The sequence below is a fragment of the Bacillus sp. NH11B genome (assembly GCF_001884205.1).
Taxonomy (GTDB): Bacteria; Bacillota; Bacilli; order Bacillales; family Bacillaceae_G; genus Bacillus_A; species Bacillus_A proteolyticus.
In genome coordinates this window covers 1-15,382 of sequence record NZ_MAOG01000064.1, presented here as the reverse complement: position 1 = coordinate 15,382, position 15,382 = coordinate 1, and the positions used below count along the sequence as shown (strand labels likewise).

General features: G+C 33.4%; 13 protein-coding genes. 12 read left to right on the top strand and 1 reads right to left on the bottom strand.

Annotated elements, in window-relative coordinates:
- Positions 1-91 precede the first annotated feature (91 nt).
- Positions 92-1,123, top strand: coding sequence for an oxidoreductase (locus BAU27_RS09440; RefSeq protein WP_071770735.1), 1,032 nt, complete (start codon positions 92-94; stop codon positions 1,121-1,123).
- 25 nt (positions 1,124-1,148) lie between these two features.
- Here the strand turns inward: BAU27_RS09440 and BAU27_RS09435 are convergent, their stop codons facing one another.
- Entirely contained in the window at positions 1,149-1,742 is a 594-nt protein-coding gene (locus BAU27_RS09435; protein ID WP_071770734.1) for a TetR/AcrR family transcriptional regulator, read from the bottom strand.
- Positions 1,743-1,906: 164 nt separating this feature from the next.
- Between BAU27_RS09435 and BAU27_RS09430 the strand changes: the two genes are divergently transcribed.
- The 11 genes from BAU27_RS09430 (at position 1,907) to BAU27_RS09380 (ending at position 15,259) form a co-directional block, all read left to right on the top strand.
- Positions 1,907-2,800 carry an ABC transporter ATP-binding protein gene (locus tag BAU27_RS09430; RefSeq protein WP_071770733.1) on the top strand — a complete coding sequence of 298 codons (894 nt, stop codon included), beginning with the start codon at positions 1,907-1,909 and terminating at the stop codon, positions 2,798-2,800.
- Entirely contained in the window at positions 2,793-3,599 is an 807-nt protein-coding gene (locus tag BAU27_RS09425) for an ABC transporter permease subunit (RefSeq protein ID WP_071747655.1), read from the top strand. The genes BAU27_RS09430 and BAU27_RS09425 overlap by 8 nt, the downstream gene beginning before the upstream one ends.
- Before the next feature lie 49 nt (positions 3,600-3,648).
- On the top strand, positions 3,649-4,020 hold the full coding sequence (locus tag BAU27_RS09420; RefSeq protein WP_071770732.1) for a VOC family protein: 372 nt from the start codon (positions 3,649-3,651) through the stop codon (positions 4,018-4,020).
- A 128-nt stretch (positions 4,021-4,148) separates the two neighbouring features.
- On the top strand, positions 4,149-4,682 hold the full coding sequence (locus BAU27_RS09415; protein WP_071747653.1) for a sigma-70 family RNA polymerase sigma factor: 534 nt from the start codon (positions 4,149-4,151) through the stop codon (positions 4,680-4,682).
- Between the two features lie 12 nt (positions 4,683-4,694).
- Complete coding sequence (locus tag BAU27_RS09410; RefSeq protein ID WP_071770731.1) at positions 4,695-5,693, top strand: acetate and sugar kinases/Hsc70/actin family protein; 999 nt, start codon at positions 4,695-4,697, stop codon at positions 5,691-5,693.
- 15 nt (positions 5,694-5,708) lie between these two features.
- Positions 5,709-6,746 carry an LCP family protein gene (locus BAU27_RS09405; protein ID WP_071770730.1) on the top strand — a complete coding sequence of 346 codons (1,038 nt, stop codon included), beginning with the start codon at positions 5,709-5,711 and terminating at the stop codon, positions 6,744-6,746.
- A 202-nt stretch (positions 6,747-6,948) separates the two neighbouring features.
- A complete protein-coding gene (locus BAU27_RS09400; protein ID WP_071770729.1) occupies positions 6,949-8,211 on the top strand; it encodes a dicarboxylate/amino acid:cation symporter in 1,263 nt (420 codons plus the stop codon).
- 350 nt (positions 8,212-8,561) lie between these two features.
- On the top strand, positions 8,562-10,274 hold the full coding sequence (locus BAU27_RS09395) for a peptide ABC transporter substrate-binding protein (protein ID WP_071770728.1): 1,713 nt from the start codon (positions 8,562-8,564) through the stop codon (positions 10,272-10,274).
- Between the two features lie 283 nt (positions 10,275-10,557).
- Positions 10,558-12,273 carry a peptide ABC transporter substrate-binding protein gene (locus tag BAU27_RS09390; RefSeq protein ID WP_002146346.1) on the top strand — a complete coding sequence of 572 codons (1,716 nt, stop codon included), beginning with the start codon at positions 10,558-10,560 and terminating at the stop codon, positions 12,271-12,273.
- Positions 12,274-12,714: 441 nt separating this feature from the next.
- Complete coding sequence (locus BAU27_RS09385; RefSeq protein WP_002146347.1) at positions 12,715-14,421, top strand: peptide ABC transporter substrate-binding protein; 1,707 nt, start codon at positions 12,715-12,717, stop codon at positions 14,419-14,421.
- 118 nt (positions 14,422-14,539) lie between these two features.
- Positions 14,540-15,259, top strand: coding sequence for a class I SAM-dependent methyltransferase (locus BAU27_RS09380; RefSeq protein ID WP_071770727.1), 720 nt, complete (start codon positions 14,540-14,542; stop codon positions 15,257-15,259).
- Positions 15,260-15,382: the final 123 nt, after the last annotated feature.

Genomic DNA, 15,382 nt, shown 5'->3' with positions numbered 1-15,382 from the left:
AATTGATCCCTCACCTAACTTCTGTGCTTTCGCTGAATTTTGAGGTAGGGGTCTTACTGCCCGCAAGTAGCGGGATAAATGGAGGGGCAACATGAAAAAAATAGGTGTAGGGATTGTAGGATTTGGATTTTCTAGTACAACATTTCACATCCCGTTATTACAAACGATAGAAGAATATGATATTCGTGCTATCTTATCATCAAAAGAAGAAGTAGTGAAACAAGCATTACCAAATGCTGAAGTTATTGGCACAATTGAGGAATTAGTAAATCGTGCTGATATTGACTTAGTAGTTATTACTTCACCGAATACAACTCATTTTCCATATGTAAAAGAAGCGATTGTACATGGTAAGCATGTTGTTGTGGAAAAACCATTCGTTGTTTCAATTGAAGAAGGAGAAGAACTTATTTCATTAGCGAAGCAACATAATGTCGTTTTAAGTGTGTATCACAATCGCCGTTTTGATAATGATTTCTTAACGATAAAGAAATTGTTAGAAGAAAAAAGAATAGGGAATGTATACGCATATGAAGCGCATTTCGATCGTTTCCGCCCACATGTACGTGATCGCTGGAGAGAAAAGAATTTACCGGGATCGGGAATTTTATATGACTTAGGCTCACATTTAATTGATCAAGCATTATCATTATTTGGGAAACCAGATGCGATACATGCTGATGTAATAAAGCAACGACCAGGTGCAGAAATTGATGACTACTTCCATGTTGTACTTCACTACGGAGTAAAGCGTGTCATTTTACATAGTAGCAGTTACGTAAAGCAAGCAGGTCCACATTTTACACTGCATGGAGATAAAGGTTCTATCGTGAAGTATGGTATGGATTCACAGGAAGAACAATTAAAAAATGGAATGAAGCCAGGCGATAACGGTTATGGAGCAGACTCTGAAGAGAATTTTGCTACTATAGAAACAGAAGAAGAATTAGTACGTATGCCGACAGAAGTCGGCTGTTATGAAATGTATTATAAAGGTGTAAGAGATAGTATTGTAAATGGTGAGAAACTACCTGTAACAGCAGAAGAAGGTTTAGATGTTATTAAAGTGATTCAATTAGCTATTGAAAGTAGTGAAACGGGTAGAGTCATTTCGGTAAAGTAAAAAAGACACGAATTTCGTGTCTTTTTTATTTTTGTGGAACAGAAAGACCGTAAAAAAACATAGTGACTATATCTTGTATATGTTTTTCTCGATCTCCTTCAAGAAGTTGTGCCCCGAAATCATCGCCTAACTTAGTGAACATTTGAATGTAAAGTAACATCATTTCTTTTGAAAGGTGTGGATTAATTTCATTTTTTTGCTGTGCTTGTTCTAATATTTCTAAATACCAAGGCAGGATTTTTTCGTTTTGATAACTATAAATAAATTCTCTGAGCGCTTCGTCTCTTTGCATCATTTGTAGAAACATATCAGGCTGAAATAACCCGCCAGTATTCATTTTTCTTACAATCATTTTTTGCATCATATCATGAAAAGGTAAATTTTCTTCTGCAAGATCTTTATAATATTGAAATTCAGATATTATAAATTCTTGTATAAGCTCCCTAAATAACGCATCTTTACTTCCAAAATGATTATAAATTGTAACTTGAGAAACGTTTGCTTTTTTTGCAATATGTTCTATTTTCACTTCATTAAATCCACGTTCTGAAAATAATTTAAAGGCCGCATCTTTAATGGCACGTTTTTTCTTTTCTTTCACTTTTTCAAAGCCGTTCAAAGCAATCACCTCATTTAAAATATACAAGAAAAAATAATTGAAAACAATATTTTTGAAATATGGACATATAAATATTTCAAAAAGTTGTTGCGAATATGAAAGATGAGGAGTACAATAATTTTGAAATATCACACATTAAATATTTCAAAAAATGAGGTGGGCTTATGATTTTAGTTCAAAATGTCACAAAACAGTTTTCAAATGGGAAAGGCTTGTTTGATATTACATTTGAAGTGAAAGAAGGGGAAGTTTTTGGCTACTTAGGACCAAATGGTGCTGGGAAATCAACAACAATTCGTAATTTAATGGGATTTATAAAACCGACAGCTGGTAAAGCGACAATTTTCGGATTAGATTGTTGGGAAGATGCTGCGAAAATTCAAAGAGAAGTTGGCTATTTACCAGGAGAAATTTCTTTTATTGAAGGAATGAATGGATTAGAGTTTTTAAATTTGATGCAAGGAATGCGTGGGCTGAAGGAAACGAAGAGACGTGATGACTTGATAGAGCGTCTGCAATTCGATGTGAAAACACCAATTCGAAAAATGTCTAAAGGAATGAAACAAAAAGTAGGGATTGTTGCTGCATTTATGCATGATCCAGAAGTACTAATTTTAGATGAACCGACATCAGGACTCGATCCACTTATGCAACAAGTGTTTATAGATTTAATATTAGAGGAAAAACAAAGAGGGAAAACGATTCTTATGTCATCGCATATTTTCACTGAAATTGAGAGAACTTGTGACAGAGTAGCTATTATTAAAGATGGACGTCTTGTAACGGTAGAAGATATTCATGATTTACAAGGAATGCGAAGACAAGTAATAGATGTAACAGTATCATCTCAAGAAGAAATAGAGTCTCTTAAACAATGTGATTTGCAATTTGAAGGAGTGAAAGGTAGAGAGGCGTCAATTATTGTGCAAGGAAATTATCAAAATGTTTTACAAATACTTTCAAACTACAATGTAACTGCACTACAAACGAGAGCGACGGATTTAGAACATTTATTTATGCATTATTACGATAAGAAAGAAGGGGTAAAGCATGAATAAGCAACTATTTTTAGCTAGTTTGAAAGAAACGCAAAAAAGTATTTTGAGTTATGCTACTGGTGCAGCTCTTTATTTATGGTTATTAATTTGGATATTCCCATCGATGGTTTCAGCGAAAGGGTTAAATGAATTAATAAGTGCCATGCCTGATAGTGTGAAAAAAATTGTTGGCATGGAAAGTCCAATTCAAAATGTAATGGATTTTTTAGCTGGTGAATATTATAGCCTATTGTTTATTATCATTTTAACAATTTTTTGTGTCACGGTTGCAACGCATTTAATTGCTCGTCATGTAGATAAAGGCGCAATGGCATACTTGCTAGCAACACCTGTATCTAGAGTGAAAATTGCAATCACGCAAGCTACTGTTCTCATATTGGGGTTACTAATCATTGTAATTGTCACTTATGTAGCGGGTATATTAGGTGCAGAATGGTTTTTAAAAGATAATAACTTAAATAAAGAATTATTTTTGAAGATAAACGTAGTTGGAGGGCTAATATTTTTAGTCGTTAGTGCTTATTCATTTTTCTTTTCTTGTATATGTAATGATGAAAGAAAAGCACTAAGTTATTCAGCAAGTTTAACTATCTTATTTTTCGTATTAGATATGGTAGGTAAATTAAGCGATAAGTTAGAGTGGATGAAAAATCTATCATTATTTACGCTGTTTCGTCCGAAAGAAATTGCTGAAGGAACATATAATATATGGCCGGTAAGTATAGGCTTAACTGTTGGAGCGCTTTGTATCTTCATATTAGCAATTGTAGTGTTTAGGAAGAGGGATTTACCGTTATAGAGTAGAAAGTCCACTATATGAGTGGGCTTTTTTGATGAGGAGGAAACTAGTGGATCATTTATTCCGGGTTCAGCTAAATGTACATGATATTGAAAAGTCATTATTGTTTTATGAAGAAATATTTGGTTTAAAGTTGTATAAAAGAAGTATGAATGCAGCACGATTTAATCACGATCAGTTTTCTCTATTATTAGCTAATGATTCAACATTGAATGCAAATCACTATTTTTACAATCGAAAAGAAATGAAGGGGAATGGCTTTGAGCTAATTATTGTTGTCGACCGAATTGAAGACGTATATGAACGTTGTAAAGAGAAGCGATGCACAATACAAGAAGAGATTCAAACTTATCCATGGGAGATGAGGGGATTTAAGGTTCTGGATCCAGATGGATATTTCCTTAGGATTACATCTGAGTAAAGGTAAACATGAAGAATGTTTACCTTTTTTTTATGGAAATATTCGAAAAAATGAACCTTTTTCTAGGCTCAACCGTCTAATACATGTAAAGTTAAATTTGAAGTGAGGATGAAACAGGAGGAGCAATTGTGAAAGTAATCCCTTTATATAAAATGATTGTAAAAGAAGAAACAGATGTTTCCTTAGCGAAAAAAGGTGATCATGAAGCGTTTATGGTCCTTATACATACAGAAAAATTGAAGATGTATCGTATTGCAAAGGCTATGTTACGTGATGAAACAAATATAGAGGATGCGATACAGACGACAATTTTAAAAGCCTACGAAAATATAAAAAAATTAAAAAAAGAAGAGTTTTTTCAAACTTGGTTAATTCGAATTCTAATGAACGAGTGTAACAATATTATCAGGTCGTATAAAAAGGTAATTGTGACAGAAGAGAATGATTACAATATGGGTGCATGTGATCAGTATGAAGATATAGATTTGTGTAATGCGATTCAATCGTTACATGAAGAATTAAGAGCTGTTACGGTGCTTTATTACTATGAGGATATGAATCAAGATAGTATTGCGAAGCTTTTAGAAATACCAAAAGGAACAGTGAAATCGAGATTGTCACGTGCGAGAGAACAACTGCAAAAACGATTAAAGATGGAATAGGGGGTGTATAGGATGGATAATGAAAAATTATTTGATGAGAAATTAAAAAAGAGAATAAAAGAAGAGAATGTTATAGTACCGCCAGAGTTAAATGAAAAGATTAATAGTACACTACATAATCTACCGGTAAAAAAGAAAGGTTACAGAGTTTATATGATGGTTATGAGTGCTGCTGTTCTAGCACTTTCAATTGTGTCTATGTCGGAGTTTTCTGATCAAATTTTTGCTCAAAACGGCGGAGTATTTGAATATGTAAAGAAAAAGGCGTTTTCAGATTATGAAAATGAAGAAGAAATAAAATTGAACGTAAATTATCCAGATAAAGAAAAGATTCATCAAAAGATGCTAGATTCCATTGATCATTTTAAAAATATTTCAGGACAATTTGAGGAATATTCTAGCTCATCAAGAATTGCTACAACATATAAGTATGCGATTGATACGGAGAAACAAAGAGGTACTTCTTCGAAAGAAGATAAACTAACGAAAAAACGAACAATTATATATAATGAGGGCACGAAAAAAGAATTTGATGATGAGAATTACACATATAAAGAGACGAAATGGAGCCCTAAAGAAAGAAACAATGAACTATTAAAATTAAATCCTACGGAAAGGTTATTGAGAAAATCAGGCGAGAAAAAAAGATATGATGATGAATATGTAGGATTCACGAAGTATAGTATTCAATCAGAATTTGCTGATCTATTAATTCGATATAAAGATTGGAATTATAAAGAAACGAAGTATCTTGGACTTGATTGCTACAAAATAGAAGGAACAATAAATATAGAAATGCCTGTAAGTACATCTGAAGATTTAAGAGGGAAATTTGAAATGGTTGTAGAGAAAAATACAGGGATTATGCTAAAGTTCCTTAGTTTCCATGAAGGTATGATTCAATATTCGATCACGACTGAATGGATACAAATAAACAAAGGATTGAAAGAGACTGCATTTCAAAAGGATAGCGCTAATTATGAAAAAATGAAAAACATTTTATCTGAATAAAAAGGGGGTAACTATATGGAGAATAACTCTTCTTCAAGAGAAAAGAAAAATAAACGAAAATATAAAAAGACAACGATAATAAGTGTATTGTTAGGAGTATTGCTATTTGGCGGAGTTGGGTACGGTGCTTATGTATATATGAAAACTTCTAATCTCGTACAAAAATCTAATTTGAACTTATCGCGTGGTGAAAAATCAAATTTACGTGAGAAAGCTGTAAAGCCAATTACACACAACGTATCAATGTTAATTATGGGAATTGATGAAAATCAAGAACGGCAAAAGGGCTATAATGGTGCATTTCATACGGATGCATTATTGTTAGCTACGTTTAATAAAGAAGATAAGACAGTGAAATTAATCAGTATACCAAGAGATACTTATACATATGTTCCAATCGAAAAGAAAAAAGATAAAATAACACACGCATATGGAAGTGGTTTCGTTAAAAACGGAAAAGATGGAGGGCCACAAGCTTCCGTTGAGGCAGTAGAGAAGTTACTGCAAGTACCGGTAGATTATTTTGTGAAATTTAATTTTGGGTCATTTATTAAAATTGTTGATGGGCTCGATGGTGTTGAGGTAGATGTCCCGGTTGAATTTACTGAACAAAATAGTAAAGATGAACCTGATACGATACACTTGAAAAAAGGGGTTCAGAAATTAACGGGGGAAGAAGCACTTGCTTTGGCGAGAACTCGTCATATTGATAGCGATGCAATGAGAGGACAGCGCCAACAACTTGTTATTGAGGCGATTTTAAGTAAATTAAAAAATGTAGGGTCTATTACAAAAGTTGAGAAAATGGTTGAGGCCGTCGAGGGTGATTTTAAAACAAATTTAGCACTGGATGATATTTTATCTTTTTATAAATATGGTTTAGATTGCTCAGTTGAGAAGATTCAGCTAAATGGTGATGATTTATATTTACCAAATGGCCCAAATGGGCAACGGGTATATTATTATAATCCTAATAAAAAAGACTTACAAAATTTGAGTAATACACTCAGAACACATCTTGGATTAAGTGAGAAACAAATTGAGGAAAATTAAAGCAGATCTTATATCTGTTTTTTTTGTTTAATAGTATATCTTTTATGTTTAATTGTTATATACTATTTGAAAATTATACATAATAGTGTAACATAATAACGGGGGTTCAAGTTAAATAGCAAGGGGGCTATCACATAAAATAAATGATTGTCATCGGTAGAAATAGTATGGGAGAAATGAAAAAAACAGGAGAGTATTGAAAATGAAAATTGTAAAGAATTTAACATTCCAAGTTATTGTGGCAATTATTTGTGGTATTGCAGTAGGAGCGATTTGGCCTAGTGTTGGACAAGAAATGAAGCCAATTGGTGAGACGTTCATTAATATGATAAAAATGGTCATTGCACCAATTATCTTTTTAACAATTGTGCTTGGTATTGCAAGTATGGGAAGTATGAAAAAGGTAGGACGCGTTGGTGGGAAAGCGTTATTATATTTTGAGATTGTTACAACTTTTGCTCTTGTCATTGGTATTATCGTAGCGAATATCGTACGTCCTGGAGATGGATTAGATCCTTCAAAGTTAAAGGGCGGAGATGTTTCACAATATGTACAAAGCGGGCAAGAAATGCAATGGATGGACTTCTTTTTACATATCGTGCCTTCTAATATGTTTGAGGCATTTGCAAAAGGTGATATATTACAAGTGTTATTCTTCTCCGTTTTATTTGGTGCAGGGTTAACGATGTTAGGGAAAAATGGACAACCTGTTATCGACTTTTTTGAAAGATTATCGAAAGTATTTTTTAACATTTTATCAATTGTAATGAAATTAGCACCGGTTGGAGCATTCGGTGGAATGGCGTTTACAATTGGTAAATATGGTTTAAGTACACTTATTCCACTTGGTAAATTAATGATTTGTGTATATGCGACAATGGCATTATTTGTTTTTGTTGTTTTAAATTTTATTTGTAAACTGTATAAATTTAGTTTGTGGAAATATTTAGTGCATATTAAAGAAGAATTACTTATTGTTCTGGGGACATCATCATCAGAATCAGTACTGCCGCGAATGATGACAAAGATGGAAGACTTCGGGTGTTCGAAGCCGGTAGTAGGTTTAGTCATTCCGACAGGCTATTCTTTTAACTTAGATGGAACAACGATTTATTTATCAATGGCTACTATATTTTTAGCTCAAGTCTTTCACGTCGATCTTTCACTAGGTCAACAATTAACTATAATAGCTATTTTGTTAGTTACATCTAAAGGGGCAGCAGCAGTAACGGGCGGGGGATTTATTGTACTAGCATCTACTTTATCTGCGATGAATGTTATTCCGTTAGAAGGGCTAGCACTTTTACTAGGTGTAGATCGTTTCATGTCAGAAGCACGTGCTATCGTCAATTTAATTGGCAACGGTATTGCGACTGTAGTTGTTGCAAAAAGTGAATATGAATTTGATGATGAGAAGTATATGAAAGTAGTAGAGGAAATGAAAAGAGAGAAAATGGCCGGATAAAAAGTCAGCTTTGCTGACTTTTTTTTATTTTTGTAGGAAAAGAGTTTCTAAAAATATACATTCTTTATTAACAATAATTCACAGATATTTAATGTGTAAATATAATAAAGACTATTAAAATGGCACATTTATATGAATGAGCAATAGAATTTGAACATTATATGGAATTTTTATGAATATTACTGTAAGAAAATAATTTTTTAAAAATTTTTAATAATAATACTTTACAAATTTTAAAAAATTAGTAGAATAAGAAGTAGTAAGAATCGTCTGATAAATATATAAAGAAAAACAGAATTATCAGAAAATTCTTAAATAGATATCGTTTAGAATTAGGGAGGGTACAAAAAATGAAAAAGAAAAAAATGAAAAAACTAACGGCAGTTGTAGTACCGGTTTTAGCAATGAGCATGGCACTAACAGCATGTTCTACATCAGGTGGGGATAAGAAGACAAGCACAAATTCTAGCTCTAGTGGAGATAGTAAATCAGAAGGAAAATTAGCAGCGAAACAAGTACTAAATCGTACAGAAACGAATGAGATTCCAACAATGGATACTTCTAAAAATACAGATACATTAGGTTCTCAAATTTTAGGAAACACAATGGAAGGTCTATATCGATTAGATAAAGATAACAAACCAACCCCAGCTGCGGCAGAGTCAAGCACGAAGAGTGAGGATGGTAAAAAATATACATTTAAATTACGTAAAGATGCAAAATGGTCAAATGGTGATCCTGTAACAGCGAAAGACTTCGTATTTGGATGGCAACGTTTATTAGATCCAAAAACAGCTGCTGAGTATGCATTTATCGCATTCCCAATTAAAAATGCAGAAGCGGTGAATAAAGGTGAAAAACCTGTAACGGAACTAGGAGTAAAGGCAGTAGATGATACTACTCTTGAAGTTGAATTAGAACAAGCAGTACCATACTTCTTAAACTTAGTAGCATTCCCATCGTACTATCCATTAAATGAGAAGTTCGTGAAGGAAAAAGGAGATAAATACGGTTTAGAGTCTGATACAACAGTTTATAACGGACCATTCGTTCTTACTGATTGGAAACATGAACAAGGCTGGAAACTAAAGAAAAATGATCAATATTGGGATAAAAAGACTGTAAAATTAGATGAAATTAATTACAGTGTAGTAAAAGAAGTAGCTACAAAGGTAAACCTATATGATACAGGTGCAATTGATTCTGCACTTTTATCAGGAGAATTTGTTGATAAGTATAGAAATAATAAAGATGAGTTTGGGACTTATTCACAAGTAAGTACTTACTTTATTCGTATGAACCAAAAACGTGGTGGACAAGATACACCATTAAAGAGTCAAAAATTACGTGAAGCAATTGCCTACTCTATTGATAAGAAAAATTTAGCAAATGTTATTTTAAATGATGGATCTAAACCAGCAGACTTCTTAGTGCCGAAAGGATTAGCAACTGGACCAGATGGTAAGGACTTCCAAGAAACGTTTAAAAACGGTATCAAACCAGATGCGAAAAAAGCAGCTGCTGCATGGGAAGAAGCGAAAAAAGAACTTGGAAAAGATCAAGTTACAATTGAGCTATTAAACTATGATACTGGTAATGCGAAAAAAGTTGGAGAATATGTTAAAGATCAAATCGAGAAGAATTTAAAAGGTGTAACAGTTAATATTAAACTTCAGCCGTTCAAGCAAAAACTGAAATTAGAAACAGAGCAAGATTATGATATTTCATATGGCGGTTGGAATCCAGATTATGCGGATCCAATGACATTCTTAGATATGTTTGAGTCTAAGCATTCTCATAACCAAATGAGCTTCTCTGATCAGAAGTATGATGAAATGATTAAAAAAGCTGGTGGAGAATTAATGGGCGATGCGAAGAAACGTTGGGAAGAGCTAGGACAAGCTGAGAAATTACTTCTTGAGAAAGATGTAGCAATTGTGCCTTTATACCAACGTGGTGATGCATACGTTCAAAAATCGAATGTAAAAGACGTTGTTCACCATAACATCAGTCCAGAGTATAGCTTCAAATGGACTTATATTACTGAAAAAGATGGAAAGTAATAGAATTTAAAAAAGCATTCCAAAAGTAGCTAATCTACTTTTGGAATGCTTTTTTTAGTGTAATTAAATAGAGAAGAATAAGGGGTATAGTATGTAAATACAGTAGATGAGGGATAAATCATACTAAATTACGAAGAAAAAATCTGAATATTTAAAATAAAACTATTTACAAACACGGAAAATAGAGTAGAATAATATTAGTTATAATTTTCTGAAAAATAAATCCTTAGCAAGGGGTCTCTCAAGGGTTGGTATTGTACATATAATTGGGGAGGGTATAAAAATGAAGAGAAAAAAGATGAAAAAGTTAACAGCAGTTGTAGTACCAGTTTTAGCGATGAGCGTTGCATTGACAGCGTGCTCTGGGTCAGGTGGAGAGAAGAAAACGACTACTACATCTAATAGTGGGGAAGAAAAAAAATCTGATATTAAATATGCAGCGAAGCAAGTATTGAATCGTACGGAAAATCAAGAAATTCCGACGATGGACACTTCTAAATCTACTGATACGTTAGGGGCACAAATTTTAGGGAACACGATGGAAGGGTTATATCGTCTTGATAAAGATAATAAGCCTATTCCAGCTGCTGCAGAATCAAGTACGAAAAGCGAAGATGGTAAAAAATATACGTTTAAACTGCGTAAAGATGCGAAATGGTCCAATGGAGACCCTGTAACAGCGAAAGATTTCGTATATGGATGGCAGCGCTTACTTGATAAAAATACAGCTGCAGAATATGCGTTTATTGCCTACTATATTAAAAATGCAGAGGCAATTAATAAAGGTGAAAAACCTGCAACGGAATTAGGTGCAAAAGCGGTAGATGATTATACACTTGAAGTAGAATTAGAAAAACCAGTACCATATTTCTTAAACTTATTAGCATTCCCGTCATACTATCCATTAAATGAAAAGTTTGTAAAAGAAAAAGGAGATAAGTTTGGTTTAGAAGCAGATACAACGGTGTATAACGGACCATTCGTTATGTCTTCATGGAAACATGAACAAGGATGGCAGCTGAAGAAAAATGATAAATATTGGGATAATAAGACTGTGAAATTAGAAGAAATTAATTACAGCGTTGTAAAAGAAGTGGCTACAAAAGTAAATTTATATGATACAGGATCAATTGATTTCACACTACTATCAGGAGAGTTTGTAGATAAATATAAATCGAATAAAGATGAGTACGGTGAGTATGCAGAATCAAGTACATTCTTCTTACGTTTAAATCAAAAGCGTAACGGACAGGATACACCGTTAAAGAGCAAAAAACTGCGTGAAGCAATTGCTTTATCAGTTGATAAAAAGGGCTTAGCAAACGTTATTTTAAATAATGGATCAAAAGCAACAGATCAATTGGTTCCAAAAGGGCTTGCGACAGGACCTGACGGTAAAGATTACCAAGATACGTTTAAAAATGGTCTGAAACAAGATACGAAAAAAGCAGCAGCTGCATGGGAAGAAGCGAAAAAGGAACTTGGAAAAGATCAAGTTACAATTGAATTACTAAGCTATGATGATGGAACTGCGAAAAAGATTGCTGATTATGTTAAAGATCAAATTGAGAAAAATTTAAAAGGTGTAACGATTAATACGAAAATTCAGCCGTTCAAACAAAAATTAAAATTAGAGTCAGCGCAAGATTATGAAATCTCTTATGCAGGCTGGAGCCCAGATTATGCGGATCCAATGACATTTATTGATATGTTTGAATCGAAGAGCCCATATAACCAAATGAGTTATTCGAATCCGAAATACGATGAAATGGTGCAAAAAGCAGGTAATGAATTATTATCTGATCCGAAGAAGCGTTGGGAAGCGTTAGGAAAAGCAGAAAAATTATTCCTTGAAGAAGATGCAGGATTAGTTCCTTTATATCAAACAGGAAGATCATATGTAATGAAACCGAATGTAAAAGGCGTCGTTAAACATAACATCAGTCCAGAATATAGCTTTAAGTGGGCGTATGTAACTGAGGATGGCGGGAAAAAATAATATAGAGGCATTTTAAAAGTGGCTAAGCTGCTTTTGAAATGCTTTTTTGTATGAATAGGAGAACAAGGCACATGGAAATTTTGAGAAATGTTGAGGTTGCTTTTAAAATTCTACTGTAGGAAATTAGAAAAGAGTTCAACAATTGGATAGATAAATGATAGCAGAGAGTTCATATTGATGAGAAAAATATAGAACTTAGTAATAGAGAAGAATAAGAGGAGGTATGTTTACATATAGTAGATGGGGGATAATTCATATAGTAGTAATAGTAAAATAACAAGTTACTATCATAAAAAAATAAACTTTTAGAATATTCTTAAAAATACTTTACAAAACTGAAAAAAATAGTAGAATATTAATTAATAAGAATTTTCTGATAAATAAAGTTGATAGAAATCTCTAAAAGTTAGTAGCGTACATATAATTGGGGAGGGTACAAGAATGAAGAAAAAGATGAAAAAGTTCACGGCGGTTGTAGCGCCAGTATTAGCGATGAGTATGGCGTTAACAGCATGTTCTGGGTCTTCCGGTGGGGAAAAGAAAACGACTACGACGTCTAATAATGGTGGGGAAGAGAAGAAATCCGATATTAAATATGCGGCAAAGCAAGTGTTAAATCGTACAGAAACGAATGAAATTCCGACGATGGATACTTCAAAAAATACAGATACACTTGGCTCGCAAATTTTGGGGAATACAATGGAAGGTTTATATCGCCTTGATAAAGATAATAAGCCAATCCCAGCTGTAGCAGAATCTAGTACAAAAAGCGAGGATGGTAAAAAATATACATTCAAATTACGTAAAGATGCAAAATGGTCAAACGGTGATCCTGTAACGGCGAAAGATTTCGTATTTGCATGGCAACGTCTAGTAGATCCACAAACAGCTGCTGAGTATGCATTTATTGCTTACTATCTTAAAAATGCAGAAGCAATTAATCAAGGGAAAGCAGAAGTTTCTACGTTAGGCGTAAAAGCAGTTGATGATTATACGCTTGAAGTTGAATTAGACAGACCGGTACCATATTTCTTGAACTTAATGGCATTTGCATCATACTATCCGTTAAATGAAAAGTTTGTAAAAGAAAAAGGGAAGAAATACGGTTTAGAGTCCGATACAACAGTTTATAACGGTCCATTTGTGCTTACTGATTGGAAACATGAGCAAGGTTGGAAGTTGAAGAAAAATGATCAGTATTGGGATAAAAAGACAGTGAAATTAGAAGAAATTAATTATAGTGTAGTAAAAGAAGCAGCTACTAGGGTGAATTTATATGATACAGGTGCAATTGATTTTGCACTTTTATCTGGAGAATTCGTTGATAAGTATAGAAATAAAAAAGATGAGTTTGGAGCATATTCGGAAACAAGTACGTTTTACTTACGTCTAAATCAAAAACGTGGTGGGCAAGATACACCGTTAAAGAGCAAAAAATTACGTGAAGCAATTGCATTATCGGTTGATAAGAAGGGTTTAACTAATGTAATTTTAAATGATGGTTCAAAACCAGTTGATTACTTAGTAGCAAAAGGTTTAGCAAGTGGACCAGACGGTAAAGATTTCGCAGAAACATTCAAGAATGGTTTAAAACAAGATTCCAAAAAGGCAGCAGCAGCTTGGGAAGAAGCGAAAAAAGAACTTGGAAAAGATCAAGTTACAATTGAATTATTAAATTATGATACTGGTAATGCGAAAAAAGTTGGGGAGTACGTAAAAGATCAAATTGAAAAGAATTTAAAAGGTGTAACAGTAAATATTAAACTTCAACCATTTAAGCAAAAACTAAAATTAGAATCAGATCAAGATTATGATTTCTCATATGGTGGCTGGAATCCAGATTATGCGGATCCGATGACGTACCTTGATATGTTTGAAACAAAAAATTCTCAGAACCAAATGAGCTACTCAAATTCAAAATATGATGAAATTATTGATAAAAGTAAGACGGAATGGATGGCTGATGCAAAAAAACGTTGGGCAGAGTTAGGGAAGGCAGAGAAATTGTTACTTGAAGAAGATGTAGCGCTTGTACCTTTATATCAAAGTGCTAAAGCATATGTTATGCAACCAAATGTAAAGGGAATTGTGAAACATAATATTAGTCCGGAATATAGTTTCAAATGGGCGTATGTAGAAGAGAAATAATAAAAGAAAAAAGCATTTTCAAGTTGCGGTATTATAGCACTTGAAAATGCTTTTTTTTCTGTGCACTATTTTTTTATGGATGAATATATGTATTATAGAAAACTCAAAGGAGAATCTCATGAAAAGAAACACATACATCGATTTTCTAGCTTATTACGGAATAGGGAGTGCTCATCCTGGTGGTTTTACGTTAACAAAACAATTATTATCTCAATTGCCACTTAGACATGGAGCTAGTGTCCTTGAGATAGGTTGCGGCACGGGGAAAACAGCGGCGTATATGACAAAAGAATTGGGTTATAAAGTGACAGCGGTTGAAAAGAATGAAATTATGATTCAAAAAGCGAAAGATAGATGGTTGTTTGATGGTTTAAATATACAATTGATTCAAGGAGATGTAGAAGGATTACCGTGTTTAAATGATTCATTTGAGCTTGTACTTGGAGAATCTATACTCGCTTTTACAAATAAAGAAAAGGTTATTTCGGAATGTTATCGTGTATTACAGAAGGATGGAAAGCTTGTTGTCATTGAAATGATTACCGAAAAACATATTGAGAAGAAAGAGGAAGAAAAGATTGGACAGTTATATGGTATGAAAGAATTATTAACTGAGAATGAGTGGATTCATTTATTTAAAGCAGCAAATTTCAAAAAAATTACAATTGCTGGTGGCGGAACTATTGCACAAACAGTTGCAGGGCATATGGAGGAGCCAGAGTGGAATGTATCATCATTTATTCCAGAAGAACTGTATGAGGCGTGGGTACAGCATGAACAAGTACTACTTATGTATCAACATATTTTAGGGCATCGTATTTTTATATGTGAAAAATAGAAAAGAGAGTTGGCTAAAGATAGTCAACTCTTTACTATGTTAGATGAAAAATAATGCAGCTAAAGTAATTCCAAAAATGAAACCAAATCCGAGTTCAACGCCCCAGCCGCCACCCCAGCCGCC

Excerpts from the sequence above, each read along its gene's own strand:
- BAU27_RS09440 (WP_071770735.1), top strand. The coding sequence starts at position 92 with ATGAAAAAAATAGGTGTAGGGATTGTAGGATTTGGATTTTCTAGTACA.
- BAU27_RS09430 (WP_071770733.1), top strand. The coding sequence starts at position 1,907 with ATGATTTTAGTTCAAAATGTCACAAAACAGTTTTCAAATGGGAAAGGC.
- BAU27_RS09425 (WP_071747655.1), top strand. The coding sequence starts at position 2,793 with ATGAATAAGCAACTATTTTTAGCTAGTTTGAAAGAAACGCAAAAAAGT.
- BAU27_RS09410 (WP_071770731.1), top strand. The coding sequence starts at position 4,695 with ATGGATAATGAAAAATTATTTGATGAGAAATTAAAAAAGAGAATAAAA.
- BAU27_RS09405 (WP_071770730.1), top strand. The coding sequence starts at position 5,709 with ATGGAGAATAACTCTTCTTCAAGAGAAAAGAAAAATAAACGAAAATAT.
- BAU27_RS09400 (WP_071770729.1), top strand. The coding sequence starts at position 6,949 with ATGAAAATTGTAAAGAATTTAACATTCCAAGTTATTGTGGCAATTATT.
- BAU27_RS09395 (WP_071770728.1), top strand. The coding sequence starts at position 8,562 with ATGAAAAAGAAAAAAATGAAAAAACTAACGGCAGTTGTAGTACCGGTT.
- BAU27_RS09390 (WP_002146346.1), top strand. The coding sequence starts at position 10,558 with ATGAAGAGAAAAAAGATGAAAAAGTTAACAGCAGTTGTAGTACCAGTT.
- BAU27_RS09385 (WP_002146347.1), top strand. The coding sequence starts at position 12,715 with ATGAAGAAAAAGATGAAAAAGTTCACGGCGGTTGTAGCGCCAGTATTA.
- BAU27_RS09380 (WP_071770727.1), top strand. The coding sequence starts at position 14,540 with ATGAAAAGAAACACATACATCGATTTTCTAGCTTATTACGGAATAGGG.